The sequence below is a fragment of the Dyella agri genome (genome assembly GCF_044904705.1).
In the GTDB taxonomy this organism is placed as follows: domain Bacteria; phylum Pseudomonadota; class Gammaproteobacteria; order Xanthomonadales; family Rhodanobacteraceae; genus Rhodanobacter_A; species Rhodanobacter_A agri.
Genome location: NZ_JADIKL010000003.1, coordinates 194,087 through 208,255, shown reverse-complemented (window position 1 = coordinate 208,255; position 14,169 = coordinate 194,087). Strand labels below are relative to the sequence as shown.

At 67.3% G+C, this 14,169-nt stretch carries 11 protein-coding genes; 4 read left to right on the top strand and 7 right to left on the bottom strand.

The genetic code is table 11. The annotated features are described in order from the left end of the window. The first annotated feature begins 67 nt into the window (after window positions 1-67). From ISP14_RS06870 to ISP14_RS06855, 4 genes are all read left to right on the top strand, one after another. On the top strand, window positions 68-1,090 hold the full coding sequence (locus ISP14_RS06870) for a phosphotransferase (protein WP_404537486.1): 1,023 nt from the start codon (window positions 68-70) through the stop codon (window positions 1,088-1,090). Then, the gene (locus ISP14_RS06865) at window positions 1,083-2,417 is read left to right on the top strand and encodes an aminotransferase class III-fold pyridoxal phosphate-dependent enzyme (RefSeq protein ID WP_404537483.1); all 1,335 of its coding nucleotides are present in this window, start codon (window positions 1,083-1,085) and stop codon (window positions 2,415-2,417) included. Before ISP14_RS06870 ends, ISP14_RS06865 begins: the two co-directional genes overlap by 8 nt. A gap of 303 nt (window positions 2,418-2,720) precedes the next feature. After that, a complete protein-coding gene (locus ISP14_RS06860) occupies window positions 2,721-5,288 on the top strand; it encodes a TonB-dependent receptor (RefSeq protein ID WP_404537481.1) in 2,568 nt (855 codons plus the stop codon). Between the two features lie 126 nt (window positions 5,289-5,414). Beyond that, window positions 5,415-7,427 (top strand): MGH1-like glycoside hydrolase domain-containing protein, encoded by a 2,013-nt coding sequence (locus ISP14_RS06855; RefSeq protein ID WP_404537479.1) that lies wholly within the window; start codon window positions 5,415-5,417, stop codon window positions 7,425-7,427. Between the two features lie 6 nt (window positions 7,428-7,433). Here the strand turns inward: ISP14_RS06855 and ISP14_RS06850 are convergent, their stop codons facing one another. From ISP14_RS06850 to ISP14_RS06820, 7 genes are read right to left on the bottom strand one after another with little or no spacing between them, the layout of a single operon-like run. Further along, window positions 7,434-8,825 carry a sugar porter family MFS transporter gene (locus ISP14_RS06850; RefSeq protein ID WP_404537477.1) on the bottom strand — a complete coding sequence of 464 codons (1,392 nt, stop codon included), beginning with the start codon at window positions 8,823-8,825 and terminating at the stop codon, window positions 7,434-7,436. A gap of 53 nt (window positions 8,826-8,878) precedes the next feature. Next, on the bottom strand, window positions 8,879-9,769 hold the full coding sequence (locus tag ISP14_RS06845) for an SMP-30/gluconolactonase/LRE family protein (RefSeq protein ID WP_404537475.1): 891 nt from the start codon (window positions 9,767-9,769) through the stop codon (window positions 8,879-8,881). 17 nt (window positions 9,770-9,786) lie between these two features. Further along, the gene (locus ISP14_RS06840) at window positions 9,787-10,554 is read right to left on the bottom strand and encodes an SDR family NAD(P)-dependent oxidoreductase (protein ID WP_404537473.1); all 768 of its coding nucleotides are present in this window, start codon (window positions 10,552-10,554) and stop codon (window positions 9,787-9,789) included. 5 nt (window positions 10,555-10,559) lie between these two features. Further along, window positions 10,560-11,708 (bottom strand): galactonate dehydratase, encoded by a 1,149-nt coding sequence (gene dgoD, locus ISP14_RS06835; RefSeq protein ID WP_404537471.1) that lies wholly within the window; start codon window positions 11,706-11,708, stop codon window positions 10,560-10,562. Beyond that, the gene (locus ISP14_RS06830) at window positions 11,705-12,334 is read right to left on the bottom strand and encodes a 2-dehydro-3-deoxy-6-phosphogalactonate aldolase (protein ID WP_404537469.1); all 630 of its coding nucleotides are present in this window, start codon (window positions 12,332-12,334) and stop codon (window positions 11,705-11,707) included. The genes dgoD and ISP14_RS06830 overlap by 4 nt, the downstream gene beginning before the upstream one ends. Next, complete coding sequence (locus ISP14_RS06825) at window positions 12,328-13,260, bottom strand: 2-dehydro-3-deoxygalactonokinase (protein ID WP_404537467.1); 933 nt, start codon at window positions 13,258-13,260, stop codon at window positions 12,328-12,330. The genes ISP14_RS06830 and ISP14_RS06825 overlap by 7 nt, the downstream gene beginning before the upstream one ends. Continuing rightward, a complete protein-coding gene (locus tag ISP14_RS06820; protein WP_404537465.1) occupies window positions 13,257-13,979 on the bottom strand; it encodes a FadR/GntR family transcriptional regulator in 723 nt (240 codons plus the stop codon). The genes ISP14_RS06825 and ISP14_RS06820 overlap by 4 nt, the downstream gene beginning before the upstream one ends. Between the last annotated feature and the right edge of the window lie 190 nt (window positions 13,980-14,169).

Below are 14,169 nucleotides of genomic sequence, written 5' to 3'. Positions count from 1 at the left end.
TGGGCCTTGAACCGGGGATGGATATATTTGTAATACTATATGCCTTTCTCTGCGAGGGTGTCTGTCCGTGGCTGCCTTGACTCCCGAAGCCGCGCTGGCGCTGGCCGACAAGCATTGGCGCATCCGGGGCGAGGTGCGCGCGCTGCCTTCGTACGCCGACCAGAATTTCCGCATCGGCGGCGAGCACGGCGACTACGTGCTGAAAGTGGCGCACCCGTCGTGGGCATACGCCGACCTGGACCTGGAAAACCGGGCCATGCTGACGCTGGCCGCACGCGAACCCTCGTTGCAATGGCCGCGCGTGATGCCTGGCGTGGACGGCGAATACCTGCTGGCGCTACCGCTGGAAGACGGGGTGCGCCACGTGCGCCTGCTGAGCTTTGTGCCCGGCATGACCTATGCCGAGGCGGTCGCGGGGGTGTCGCCGGCACAGCGTCCGGCGCTGCACGAGAGTCTCGGCCGTGCGGTAGGCCTGCTGATCCGCGGCCTGGCGGATTTCCACCATCCGGCCGCAAGCCGCGCGCAGGACTGGAACCTGATGAGCCTGCCGGACTTGCGCGGTGAGATTGCCCACATCGAGGACGATGCGTTGCGCGCCATCGTCGCGGCGCGGGTGGAATCATTCTGTGCGCAGCTGCCGGCGTGGCGTGCGCAACTGCCGATCACCGTGCTGCACAACGACGCCAACGACCTCAACGTGATCGTGGTGCTGGACGGGAAGGGCGGTGGCCGGGTCGACGCGATCATCGATTTCGGCGACATGTGCACCAGCTTCCGCCTGTGCGAGCTCGCCATCGCCTGCACCTACGCCATGCAGCACGAAGCCGATCCCGTGGCCTGTGCGCAGGCCATCGTGCGCGGCTGCCTCGAACTGTGCCCGCTGATGCGGGACGAGCTGGAACAACTGCACGCCTTCATCGTCGCGCGCCTCTGTCACAGCGTGCTGATGGCCACGCGCGCGCATCGCGAACAGCCGGACAACCCCTTTGTGCTGGTGTCGCAACAAGGTGTGCGCGCCTTGCTGTGCGCACTTGCCGATACCGACGCGCGCGCCATCGCCGCCCCCTTTCTGGAAACCTGCCATGAGTGATCGCATCGTTGCCGAAACCGTTCTTGCCGGCGTGCCCACGCGCGGCAACGCCGAGTTGCTGGACCTGCGCAAGCGCTATCTGAACCCCACGCTCAGCGTGTCTTACCGCGAGCCGTTGAAGATCGTGCGCGGCGAAGGCGCCTGGCTATACGACCAGCAGGGCGAGGCCTACCTCGACATGGTCAACAACGTCTGCCACGTCGGGCACTGCCATCCGCGTGTGGTGGCGGCCGGGCAGGCGCAGATGGCGCAGCTCAACACCAACACGCGCTACTTGCACGACAACATCGTCGAGTACGCAATGCGCCTCGTCGCGACGCTGCCGGCGCCGTTGTCGGTGGTGTTCCTCACCAATTCGGGCACCGAGGCGAATGACCTCGCGCTGCGCCTTGCGCGCACCCACACTGGGAAGCGCGGTGCGCTGGTGCTGGACCATGCCTACCACGGCCACTCGCCTTCGATGGTCGAGTTGAGTCCGTACAAGTTCAACGGCAAAGGTGGCGAGGGGCAGGTGGCGCACGTCGGCGTGGTCGACATGCCGGATGTCTACCAGGGTGCGTTCCGCGATCCGTCAACCGCCGGCAAGCAATACGCCGGGCTGCTGCCGGCGGGCATCGCGGGGCTGCGCGAGCGCGGTTTCGACCCGGCGGTGTTCTATTGCGAATCCCTGCTCGGTTGCGGCGGCCAGATCGTGTTGCCGGACGGCTACCTGCGCGATGCCTATGCGAGTGTGCGCGCCGCCGGCGGTGTCTGCGTCGCGGACGAGGTGCAGGTGGGCTTCGGCCGTGCCGGCGAACACTTCTGGGCCTTCGAACGCCAGGGCGTGGTGCCGGACATCCTTACCGTGGGCAAGCCCATCGGCAACGGCCATCCCATCGGCGCCGTGGTCACCACGCCAGAGATCGCCGCCAGCTTCGTCACCGGCATGGAGTACTTCAATACGTTCGGTGGCAACCCGGTGTCCTGCGCCATCGCGCTGGCCGTGCTCGACGTGATTCACGAAGAACGCCTGCAGGACAACGCGCGGGTGGTCGGCAACCTGCTCATGGACGGCCTGCGCGAGCTGCAGCGCCGCTACACCTGCATCGGCGACGTGCGCGGCTGCGGCTTGTTCATCGGTGCGGAACTGGTCAGCGACGCCGCGGCACGCACGCCCGACCGCGCCAAGGCCAAACAGGTGGTCGAGGCCATGAAGGCGCGCCACGTGCTGCTTTCCACCGAAGGCCCCGACGACAACGTGCTGAAGATCAAGCCACCGATCGTGTTCAGCCGGCGCGATGCCGCGGAGTTCCTGGAAAAACTCGATGCGGTGCTGGGCGGGCGCTAACCGGTCCTGCGCAAGGCGATGACCGACGGGGCCGACAGGCCCCGTTTTTGCGTCTGCGCGCCGCTGCCCGGCGTCTCCGCGGGCGGAGGCCCAGCTTGCTTGGGGGTGGGGGACAGTCTTCGATTATAGCTATTTTAATATTGTAGTATGAATAAACTTTTTGTAATACGATGCCCCGGCAGGCAGGACTCCGCACTCAAGCCGGCCACACAGAAGAGGTGATGGAAGCCCGATGGATCGGCCGCTTGTGAAAGCGCCTGTGCTGAAACCAAGGCAAACAACCATTCGGGAGGGGAGTTCGACATGAAGAATCACAAGCGGATCAACCGGAAGGCCCTGGCGGTCGCCATCGGCGCCATGCTGCTTTCCGGCGCGGTCATGGCTCAGGACGCGCCGACCCAGGCTGCACCCGCGCAGGCTGCACCCGCGCAGGCTGCGCCCGCGGCCGGCAAAGCCAAGCAGAAGAAGCCGGATGCGCAGTCTGCGCAGACGCTGGACCAGGTGGTGGTCACGGGTACCCCCACGGTCGGCGGCATTCGCCGCATCGATGCCAGCTACTCGATCACCACGGCGACCAGCGATCAGATCAAGGAACTCAACCCGGTCAGCACGGCCGACTTGCTGAAGCTTTCGCCGGGCGTGTACCCGGAATCGTCCGGCGGCGAGACCGGCGCGAACATCGAGGTGGCGGGCTTCCCGTCGGACAGCGGCGCGCCTTTCGTGACGCTGCAGATGAACGGCTCGCCGCTGTTCCCGAAGTGGGACTACTTCACCGACGCGATGTTCCGCCTCGACGACACCATCGACCGCGTCGAGGCCGTGCAGGGCGGCACCTCGGTGCTGTACGGCAACGGCCAGCCCGGCTTGATCGCCAACTTCATCCTGAAGGAGGGCTCCTCCACGCCCGGCGGCGACGTCGGCGTGACCTACGGCTCGGAAGGCATGGTGCGCCTGGACGGCTTCTACGGCTTCCCCATCGGCGGCGCCGACAGCGGCTGGTACGGCAGCGTGGGCGGCTTCTGGCGCAAGTCGGACGGCGTGCGCGATCCGCAGTTCCCCTCCGACAAGGGCGGCCAGCTCAGCGCGACGTTGAGCCACGACCTCGAGCATGGCTCGCTGGTGTTCTACACGCGCGTGCTGAAGGACAAGAACCAGTGGGTCACCGACACGCCGATCTACAACCCCTCAGCGGGGCACTTCTCCCCCTATCCCGGCTTCAGCCCGCTGACCGGCACCTTCGGCAGCAACGCCGACCGTTACCAGTTCCTGCAGACCACGCCCTGCTTCACCAACGGCTGTTCGCCGGGCGGCCTCAACATCGACATGGCCAATGGCCAGGGCGGCGACATGCACGTGTTCGGCGCCAACCTGGACCTGGATTTCGACAATGGCTGGTCGATCTCTGACAAGGCGATCTTCGTCGGCGGCAACATGGACACCACGGCGTTCTACAGCACCGGCGCCAACCCGGACACGCTGGCCAACGTGATCGCCGGCACGGCATCGTCGCTCGGCCTGCCCGCCGGCCTGACCGCGACGGCTACCTACGCCAACAACGGCCAGCCCGCCGACATGAATCAGAGTGTCAGCGTGCAGAACCCGGAGTACATCCACAAGCGCATCCACTCGCTGAGCAACGAATTCCGCGTCAGCAAGCAGCTGTTCGACGGCAACACCCTGACCCTGGGCAACTACACCGCGGTCTACGGCGAGCAGCATTCCGAGAACGACGGCCTCAACATGCTGTTGCAGGCGAAGAACAACCCGAACCCGATCGCGGTCAGCCTCAGCGACGGCACCAACACCTATCAGCTGACCGACAAGCAGGGTCTGTTCTGGGGCGCCGGCCCGCAATCGTGGATGGCGTTCAACGAGCGCTGGCACGCCACCACCACGGCGTTCTACCTCGCCGACGAATGGAAGGTGGGTAAATGGCGTTTCGACGGCGGCGTGCGCTGGCAGCACGACAACATCGGCGGCAACTTCCAGAACACTGCCTCGGGCGACCTCGACGCCAACCCCTACACCGTCTACAACAACAACGCCGAGTACCTGATCGACAGCTGGACCCATTACGGCCACAACCGCGGCGCGGCGTCGTGGACGCTGGGCGCCAACTACGCGCTGGCCGGCAACATGAGCGTGTACGGCCGCGTCAACAACGGCGCGTTTCTGCCCAGCTTCGACGACATCGTGAACCTCGGCACGCCGCCGACCGAGCACATCCACAACTATGAGATGGGCTTCAAGTACCAGGCGCCGTGGATCTACGCAGACATCGGCGTGTACCACCGCCAGTTCATCGGCGTGCCGTACTCGATCCAGCTGAGCACCGGCCAGGTCAACCTGGTCTATGGCTCGGTGACCAACGGCGTCAACACGCAGGTGATGGTCAAGCCGTTCGAGCACTTCTCCGTCGCGCTCAGCGGCAACTACATGCACGGCCACTACAACCGTTACGCGGGCTGCGTGCCGTACCAGGCGCAGGACGGAAGCTTCCAGTGCAGCAGCATCGACGGCATGACGGTGGATCGCCAGCCTGAGACGCAGTACCGCGTGACGCCGGCCTACGAGTTCCCGACCAGCTGGGGCAGCATGAAGTTCTGGGTCACCTACGAGCACATCGGCAACCGCTTCAGCGACCAGCTGCAGCAGCAGCCGATGGGCAGCTACTACGACCTCAGCTTCGGCGCCATCGCCAACGTCGGCCAGCACTGGATGCTGACTCTGCGCGGCACCAACATGACCAACCAGATCGGCATCACGGAGGGCAACGCGCGCCTGTTCGGCTTCGCCAGCGGCGGCGGTGTGATCCTGGCCCGCTCGATCCAGGGCCGCGAGGTGAATTTCCAGGCCAAGTACAAGTTCTGACGCTCGCCTGTCGAAGCTTGCCGGCCCGCATCGCATCAGTCATGTTCGTGGCTGATGGGGTGCGGGCCGGCGAGTTTTCGGGAGGCCGCACGGCCGGGCAAGCAAGCTCAAAGGAGACACGGTTCCATGCGTCCACTCATCAAGCCCCTGATTCTCGCCGCGACCATGATCACGGCCTGTGGCGCGTATGCTGCGCCGGCGAAGCAGTCCGCCGCGCAGTACCAGGACCTGCTCGATTTCCACGGCACGCCGCGCACGGCGGCGGATCGCAGCTTCAACATCTTCTTCGACATGGGGGCGTGGCAGGGTTACAGCCTGCCGCGCGCCGGCGATGTGGGCACGGGTTTCTCCGGCCCCTTCGTGCACAGCCTTGGCAGTGGGCAATGGGTGGGTTTGCGCTTCGCCGCGCTGGCCTTGCGCGATGCGGGCGGCAAGCAGGACATCGCGCTGAGGGAAGTGGCGAGCCACGCCGTGCCAGGAGCCTTGGAGCGCAGGTTCGCCGCGGATGATCTGGACGTGCGACAGACGCTGTTCTTCGCGGACTCGTGGCACGCGCTGGTGCGCATCGAGTTGAGCGCGGGCAAGTCGCGCGATATCGATCTGGCGGTCAGCGGCGGCGGCATGTCGCTGGCGGGCAGCCACCTCGACGGCAACGGCGATGTGGTGACACAGCACTTCGCCAAAGCGTCTTCCACGCTCACCACACAGCTGCATGCCGACAGCGCGATGACGGGCCGCGCCACCGTGTCAGGCAACGACTATCGCATCGCGCTGGACAAGCCGTTGCACCTCGACGCCGGCAAGCCGGTCACGCTCTACGTGGTGCAGACGCTGCGCTACGACGCGCAGGCGGAGCCGCCCGCCGTCGATTACGCCCGGGCGTGGGACGCCAATCGCGCACGCTGGGCGGCTTACCTGACATCCACCGGCGTCAGCCGCCTTGCCGGCCTGTCCGACGACGTGGCGCGACGCGTGGCCGCAAAGGCCGTCGTCACCCTGATCGGCAACTGGCGTGCGGCGCGCGGCGACCTGCACCATGACGGCGTCATCCCGGCCTATTCCAATCCCGACTTCAACGGTTTCTGGGCCTGGGATTCGTGGAAGCACGCGGCCGCGCTGGCCTGGTTCGCGCCGACGCTGGCGCGCGACCAGATCCGCGCGATGTTCGACTACCAGGCCGCTGACGGCATGGTCCCCGATTGCGTCTTCCTCAACCGGGCGGACGACAACTGGCGCGATAGCAAGCCGCCGCTGGCGACCTGGGCGGTGTGGGAGATCTACCGCGCCACCGGCGACCGCGCCTTCCTCGCCGAGATGTACGACAAGCTGGTGCGTTACCACCGCTGGTGGTTCACGGCGCGCGACCACGACCGCAACGGCCTGGCCGAATACGGCGCCACCGATGGCACCGCCATCGCGGCCAAGTGGGAAAGCGGCATGGACAATGCCGTGCGCTTCGATGGCGTCGCGATGTTGAAGAACGGCGAGCATGCCTGGTCGATGGACCAGGAGTCAGTCGACCTCAACGCCTACCTCTACCGCGAGGCGCTCGATCTGGGGCGGATCGCGGCGACCCTTGGCAAGCCGCAGGACCAGGCGGCGTGGCAGGCGCAAGCCGCCGCGACGAAGTCCGCGATCCAGTCGCGCATGTACGACGCGAAGCGGGGTTGGTTCTTCGATGCCAAGCTGGGCAAGCCCGATCTGGTGCGCGTCTACGGCTCGGAAGGCTGGACGCCGCTGTGGGCCGGTGTGGCGACGGCCGCGCAGGCTGCGGCGGTGGAAAAGACCATGATGGACGCGCGCAAGTTCGCCACGGCGATGCCGTTCCCCACGCTGTCCGCGGACGATCCGCACTTCTCGCCGGTCAAGGGCTATTGGCGCGGGCCGGTATGGATGGATCAGTCGCTGTTCGGCGTCGAGGCGCTGCGGCGCTACGGCTATCACGCGGAAGCCGATGCGATGGCGCGCCGGCTGGTGTTGAACGCGAACGGGCTGGCGAAGGGACAGGCAACGTTCCGCGAGAACTACGACCCGCTGACCGGGCTGGGCTACCAGTCGCAGAACTTCAGCTGGTCCGCCGCGAGCTATCTGCTGCTGTTGCGGGCAGACGCCGGCGAGTCGGGCCGGCGCCTGCCCTGATCGGGCCTACTGACCGATCTGCCGCAGCGGTTTGCCCGCCATCAGCTTGCGCTCGATCTGCTCCAGCGTGACGCCCTTGGTTTCCGGCACCAGCCAGACGGTGAGTACGATGAACACGGCGTTGAAGGCGGCGTAGAGCCAGAACGTCTGCGCCTGGCCGATGCCGTTGAGCAGCGGCAGGAAGGAGAGGCCGACCAGCCAGTTGGCCACCCAGTTGGTGAAGGTGGAGCAGCCGATGCCGAAGTCGCGGCCCTTGAGCGGCTGGATCTCCGAGCACAGCGTCCAGATCAGCGGGCCGGCCGACATCGCGAAGCCGACGATGAACACCAGCAGCATGCCCACGGTGAAGAACTGCTCGCCATGCGTGTGGATGCCCAGGTGCATCATGGTGCCGACCACGCCCAGGCCGATCGTCATCACCACGAAGCCGATGTAGAGGATGGGCTTGCGGCCCAACTTGTCCACCAGGCCGATGGCGATGAAGGTGGCCAGCACGTTGACCAGATCGACGATGACCGTGAACCACATCTGTGCTTCGGTGGCATAGCCCATGCCCTGGAAGATGCGCGGGGCGTAGTACATCACCACGTTCATGCCGGTGAGCTGCTGCATCACCTGCAGCAGCATGCCCAGCCCCACCGAGCGGCGGAAGTTGGCGTTCTGCAGGAACATCTGCACGCCGTTCTGCGGCGTCTTCAGCTGCTCCTTGATTTCACTGATTTCCCTGGCGATGGCGTCACGGTTGCCCAGCAATTTCTGCAGCACCTGCTCAGCCTCGGGCTGGCGGTTGCGCATCATCAGCCAGCGCGGGCTTTCCGGCAGGAAGGCCACGCCGAGCAGGAACAGCGCACCCGGGATGGCAATGACGCCCAGCATCCAGCGCCAGCTTTGCGTGTAGCTGAGGGCGGCGTCGGACAGGGCCGCGACGAGGATGCCGATGGTGATCATCAGCTGGTATATCGAGATCATCGCGCCGCGAATGGACTCGGGCGCCACCTCGGCGAGATACAGCGGCGCGGTGAAGCTGGCCAGGCCGATGGCGACACCCAGCACGAGGCGGCCGACGATCAGCACGTCGGGCGTCCATGCCAGGCCGCACAACACCGAGCCGCCGACGAACAGCACGGCGCCAAGGATCATCGTGCGCTTGCGACCCAGCTGGCTGGAAAGCCAGCCAGCCACCAATGCGCCCAGCGCGGCACCGAGCATCATCACGCTGACGATCCACCCGATGGTGTCGTCGTTGATGCCGAAGTCCTTCTGGATGAACTGCTGCGCGTTGGCGATCACGCCGATGTCCAGGCCGAACATCAGGCCCGCCAGCGCGGCGAGGATGCAGACGAAAATCGCGGTGGCCTTGCCGTGCGTGGCGGCGGGTGGTGCGGTGGTAGCGGTCATCGGTCTCTCCCCGTTGGATGCCGTGCAGGTGGCTTACTTGGCAATGATGCTGTTCATGGCGCGCCACCGGGTGGCGTGCCGGCAAAGCGTGGCTCGTGCAGGCCGCGCGCATCGGCGCGCGCGGCGAACAGCGCGCCGGCCTGCGGTTGGCGCGCCAGTGCGTCGGCATCGAGGCCGTCGCGGGCGCTGGTGACGTAGAGCGTGTCGAGCGTGGCGCCGCCGAAGGCAGGCCGGGTGGGCTGGCTGGCCGGCAGCGGCAGGATGCGGTCCATGCTGCCGTCGGCGCGATAGCGCACGACGCGGCCCAGGCCCCATTGCGCGTTCCACAGGCCGCCTTCGGCGTCGACGGCGGAGCCGTCCGGTTCGCCTGCGCTGCCGCGCAGGTCGGCGAACAGGCGCGACGGCCCCAGCGTGTCGCCGTAGCTGCAGCAACGGATCGTACGCGCGAGCGAATCGCAGTAATACATCGTGCCGCCGTCGGGACTGAAGGCGAGGCTGTTGCTGATCGCCACGCCTTCCAGTGGCAGTTTTTCCAGGGTGAGGTCGGCGTTCAATCGCCAGAAGCCGCCGATCGCTTGTTTCGGGCCGCCATCGGCAGGCTCGTGCAAGGTGCCGAACACGAAGCGGCCCTGGCGGTCGCAGGCGCCGTCGTTGCAGCGCGTGGGGAGCGCGGGTTCCACGTCGCAAAGCGTGTGCAGCGCGCCGTCGGCGAGGCGGAAGAACGCCAACCGCGAGGCCAGCGCCAGCAGCAGCCAGCCGTCCGCTTCGCACAGCGCGAACGAGGCGAGGCGCTCGGGCAGGCGCCACTGTTTCGTCTCCCCGCTGGATGGCGTGTGTCGCCACAGCACGGAAGCGTGGATGTCGGTCCAGTACAGCGCCTGTGCGCGATCGCACCAGACGATGCCTTCGCCCAAGGTGTTGTCCGCTGCCAGTACGGCCTGCATCGGGGCGCCTGTCACGCTCACACCCAGCCACCGTCGACGATGAAGGACTGGCCGGTGCACATGCGGCTGTCGTCGGCAGCCAGGAACAGCGCCATGCGCGCGAGGTCCTCGGCCATCACGAAGTCGGGCAGGCATTGCATGCGCGCGATCTCCGCCTCGCCTTGTGGATCCAGCCACAGCCGGCGCTGCTTCTCGGTGATCGTCCAGCCCGGCACCAGCGCGTTGATGCGGATGCGCTCGCGGCCCAATTCGCGCGCCAGTCCGTTCACCAGCCCGTGCACCGCAGCCTTGGCCATCGCGTACAGGGGATAGGCACCGTTCTTCTTCATCCAGCCGATCGAGCCGAGGCAGAGCACCGAACCGCCGCCCAGCGCACGCATGTCCGGCAGCACCGCCTGGGTAGCGAAGTACTGGTGGCGCAGGTTCACCGCCACGCTGCGGTCGAACTGCTCCGCCGTGGTGCTGCCGATGGCGTGGCGCACATCGTTGGCGGCGTTGTTGACCAGCACCGCGACGGGGCCGATCTGTTCGCGTGCGGCGGCGATCGCGCCGTGCAGCGTGTCGAGGTCGGTGACGTCGCAGCGCTGGAACACCGGTACGTGCGCCACGTCTTGCAGCGAAGCCAGCAGTGCTTGCGCACCGGCCTCGTCGATGTCGAGGAAGGCCACCTTCGCGCCTTGTCGCGCGAAGTGTTCGACGAAGGCGGCGCCGATGCCGGTGGCGCCGCCGCTGATCAGCACGCTGCGGCCCTGCAGGCTGGGGTAGCTGGCATACATGGAAGTCATCGTGCTCACCATTCCGCCACGCTGCCGTCGGCATGGCGCCAGATCGGGTTGTGCCACTGATGGCCGACCGCCGCGCGCTCGGCCACGTAGGCCTCGTTCACCTCGATGCCCAGGCCGGGACCCTTCGGCATGCTGACGTAGCCATCCGCATACGCGAACACGTTGCGGTCGGTGACGTAGTCGAGCAGGTCGTTGCCGGCGTTGTAGTGGATGCCGAGGCTCTGCTCCTGGATGAAGGCGTTGTGGCACACCGCATCCAGCTGCAGGTTGGCGGCCAGCGCGATCGGGCCCAGCGGGCAATGCAGCGCCAGTGCCACATCGTAGGCTTCGGCCATCGCGGCGATCTTGCGCGTTTCGGTGATGCCGCCGGCGTGCGAGGGATCGGGCTGGATGATGTCCACGCCGCCGGTCTGCAGCACGCGCTTGAAGTCGTAGCGCGAGTACAGCCGTTCACCCAGTGCGATCGGTGCGGGCGAGATCGCGGCCAGCTCGGGGATGCACTCCAGGTATTCGGAGAGCACCGGCTCTTCGATGAACATCAGCTTGAACGGCGCCAGTTCGCGCATCAGCACCTTGGCCATCGGCTTGTGCACGCGGCCGTGGAAGTCCACGCCGATGCCGATGTGCGGGCCCACTGCGTCGCGGATCGCCTGCACGTTCTCCAGTACGCGTTCGACCTTGTCGTGGGTGTCGACGTACTGCAGCTCCTCGGTGGCGTTCATCTTCACCGCGGTGAAACCGCGTGCTACCGCGTCCTTCGCCGCCTTGGCCGTATCGGCGGGACGGTCGCCGCCGATCCACGAGTACACGCGGATGCGGTCGCGCACCGGGCCGCCGAGCAGTTCGTGCACCGGCTTGCCGAGATCCTTGCCCTTGATGTCCCACAGCGCCTGGTCGATGCCGGCGATCGCGCTCATCAGCACCGGACCGCCGCGGTAGAAACCGCCGCGGTAGAGCACGCTCCAGTGGTCCTCGATGTGGCGCGGGTCTTTGCCGACCAGGTAATCGGCCAGTTCTTCGACGGCGGCGGCCACGGTATGCGCCCGGCCCTCGACCACCGGCTCGCCCCAGCCGCTGATGCCGGCGTCGGTGTCGATGCGCAGGAACAGCCAGCGTGGCGGCACCTTGTAGATGGTGAGCTTGGTGATCTTCATGCGTGCGTATCCAAAAGGTGCCAGGCCTGCGCGAAGGCGCGGGCGCGTTGTGCGGTGTCGTCGAGGGAGCGGCCGGGTGCGAACAGCGCGGAGCCGATGCCGAAGCCGGCGGCGCCGGCGGCGACCCATGGCGCCATGGTGTCGGGGGTGATGCCGCCCACCGGCAACACCGGCACCTCGCGCGGCAGCACCGCGCGCCAGGCCTTGAGCACGGCGGGCGCGGCCTGTTCGGCGGGGAACAGCTTCAGGCCATCGGCGCCGGCGGCCAGCGCCGCGAAAGCCTCGGTGGGCGTAGCGACGCCGGGTACGCAGAGCAGGCCGGCGGCCTTGGCAGCGCGGATCACCGCGACGTCGGCGTGCGGCATCACGATCAGGCGGCCGCCCGCGTTCGCCACGGCATCGACGCCGGCCGGCGTCATCACCGTGCCCGCGCCGACTAGCACATCCTTTCCGAGTGCCTCGGCGAGCAGGGCGATGCTGTCGAAAGGTTGCGGCGAGTTGAGCGGTACTTCCAGCACGCGGAAACCGGCATCGACGATGGCGCGGCCGATAGCCACTGCTTCGCCGGGCGTGAGGCCACGCAGAATCGCCACCAGCGGCAAGGGTTGGAGCCACGGAGTCAGCATGCGCGGGATTCCTGGAAAGCGTCGTGGACCAGCCCGGCCTGCGTGGCCAGTCGCCACAGGCCATGGGCGGCGGCGTCTGCGATGGGCGGCGGCAGTTCGATGTCGAACAGCACGGCGGCGCGGCGGTAGCGCTCGCACAGCGCGGCGTCGCCGATCGGCTGCAACGGTGTGTCGCGGCCGCCGAGGCCGCCGGCCAGCGCGGCGCGGAACTCCTCGCCGATCAGCAGGCCGGAGAGATAGTCGGGCACCGATGCGGGCGCCAGCGCGCCGTCGAGCATCAGCGCACGGGTGGAGAACAGCCGGCTCAGCGCGCCTGCTGCACCGCTGTCGCGCGCGCTGGCAACTCCGCGCGCGAACGCTTCCGCGTCGTTCACGGCCTCGGCGCCGGTGGCGCCGAGGATGGAATGCTGCCGCAGCACCGCAAACAACTCGCCGGTCATCAAGGTGCGAAAGCCGGCCACTGCGCCATCGCGCACCTCGGCCCATTTGCTGTGCGTGCCGGGCAGGATGAAGGTGGCGGCTTCGGCCAGCGAGGGGCGCAGCGCCATCGCGCCGATCAGCTGGGTCTCCTCGCCGCGCATCACGTCGGGTCCGAACGGGTCGCGCAGGCCAGGCACCAGATGGACGTCCAAGCCATCGGCGGCACGCAGGCTGCCGAGTGCGCCGCCGAGCTGTGCCGCGTTCGCGGGCGTGTCGAGGTAAGGCATCTCGCGCCAACCGTTGCGGCTGCCCACCATGCCGCAGGCCAGGCGCGGCAGCACAGGCCAGCCGCCGGTGATCTCGGCCAGTGCGGCGTCGTAGCCGCCTTCCGGCAGGTGGCGGATGCCCCAGGGGCGCGCTCGCGTTTCCTCAAGTCGGCCCTCGCCGTCGAAGCGGAAAGCGCGCAGGCTGCTGGTGCCCCAGTCGAGTGCGATCAGTCCGCTCATGCTTTGGGAGCCGATCGGCTCTTGGCGTGGCGTCGGATGTTGCTGCGTGAATCGGCCACCATTTTCTGCATCGCCTCGCGCGCCACTTCGGGCTGCCGGCGGCGGATGGCATCCAGTACTTTCTTGTGGTGCGGCAGCGAATACTTGAAGTCGCTGGCCTTGAGCGCCGACAAGGCCAGGTAGCTGCCCAGCGCCGTCTCGATCACCGCGAACAGCGAGATCATCAGTTCGTTGTGCGTGGCGTGCAGCACGGCTTCATGGAAGGCCAGGTCCGCCACGGACCATTCCTCGCGGTCGTTCGAGGCGGCCATGGCCTGGTAGGCGGCTTCGATGCGGTCGATCTGTTCGGGGTTGCGTCGCCGCGCGGCGGCGGCGGCGGCGGCCGGCTCGATGATTTCGCGCATTTCCACCAGCTTCTCGACGAAATCCTCGGTGGGCATCGAGGCGCAGCGCCAGGCCAGCACGTCGGCGTCCAGCTGATTCCAGTGGATGGTGTCGCGCACGCGGGTGCCGGTCTTCTGGCGCGACTCGATCAGGCCCTTCGCCGACAACACCTTCATCGCCTCGCGCAGCGCGGTGCGACTCACGTTCATGCGTCCGGCCAGCAACTCCTCCCGCGGCAGGTTTTCGCCGGGGGCGATCTCGCCGCCGACAATCAGCCGGCCCAGTTCCTGGACCACCTGGCCGTGCAGGTTGCGCACGATGACGGGCTTTACCATGCCTGTTCTCCTTGCCGCGGCTTTGGGGCCCGCGTCCGTGGTCATTATTTGTAATACATTATCTTATAGCAGGTCGAGGCGGAGACGTCACCCTTGCCGGTGCGGTCGCCGCCATGCCGGCGTGCCATCGGTTACGCTGGCACTGCAGCCGGGGCAGAGGGGCCGCGGCGCTTCATCGGAAACGGGGGAG

Bases quoted from the DNA above. Each gene is read 5' to 3' on its own strand.
- ISP14_RS06865 (WP_404537483.1), top strand. From the start codon at position 1,083: ATGAGTGATCGCATCGTTGCCGAAACCGTTCTTGCCGGCGTGCCCACG.
- ISP14_RS06855 (WP_404537479.1), top strand. From the start codon at position 5,415: ATGCGTCCACTCATCAAGCCCCTGATTCTCGCCGCGACCATGATCACG.
- ISP14_RS06825 (WP_404537467.1), bottom strand. From the start codon at position 13,260: ATGAGCGGACTGATCGCACTCGACTGGGGCACCAGCAGCCTGCGCGCT.
- ISP14_RS06860 (WP_404537481.1), top strand. From the start codon at position 2,721: ATGAAGAATCACAAGCGGATCAACCGGAAGGCCCTGGCGGTCGCCATC.
- ISP14_RS06845 (WP_404537475.1), bottom strand. From the start codon at position 9,769: ATGCAGGCCGTACTGGCAGCGGACAACACCTTGGGCGAAGGCATCGTC.
- ISP14_RS06820 (WP_404537465.1), bottom strand. From the start codon at position 13,979: ATGGTAAAGCCCGTCATCGTGCGCAACCTGCACGGCCAGGTGGTCCAG.
- dgoD (WP_404537471.1), bottom strand. From the start codon at position 11,708: ATGAAGATCACCAAGCTCACCATCTACAAGGTGCCGCCACGCTGGCTG.
- ISP14_RS06850 (WP_404537477.1), bottom strand. From the start codon at position 8,825: ATGACCGCTACCACCGCACCACCCGCCGCCACGCACGGCAAGGCCACC.
- ISP14_RS06840 (WP_404537473.1), bottom strand. From the start codon at position 10,554: ATGACTTCCATGTATGCCAGCTACCCCAGCCTGCAGGGCCGCAGCGTG.
- ISP14_RS06830 (WP_404537469.1), bottom strand. From the start codon at position 12,334: ATGCTGACTCCGTGGCTCCAACCCTTGCCGCTGGTGGCGATTCTGCGT.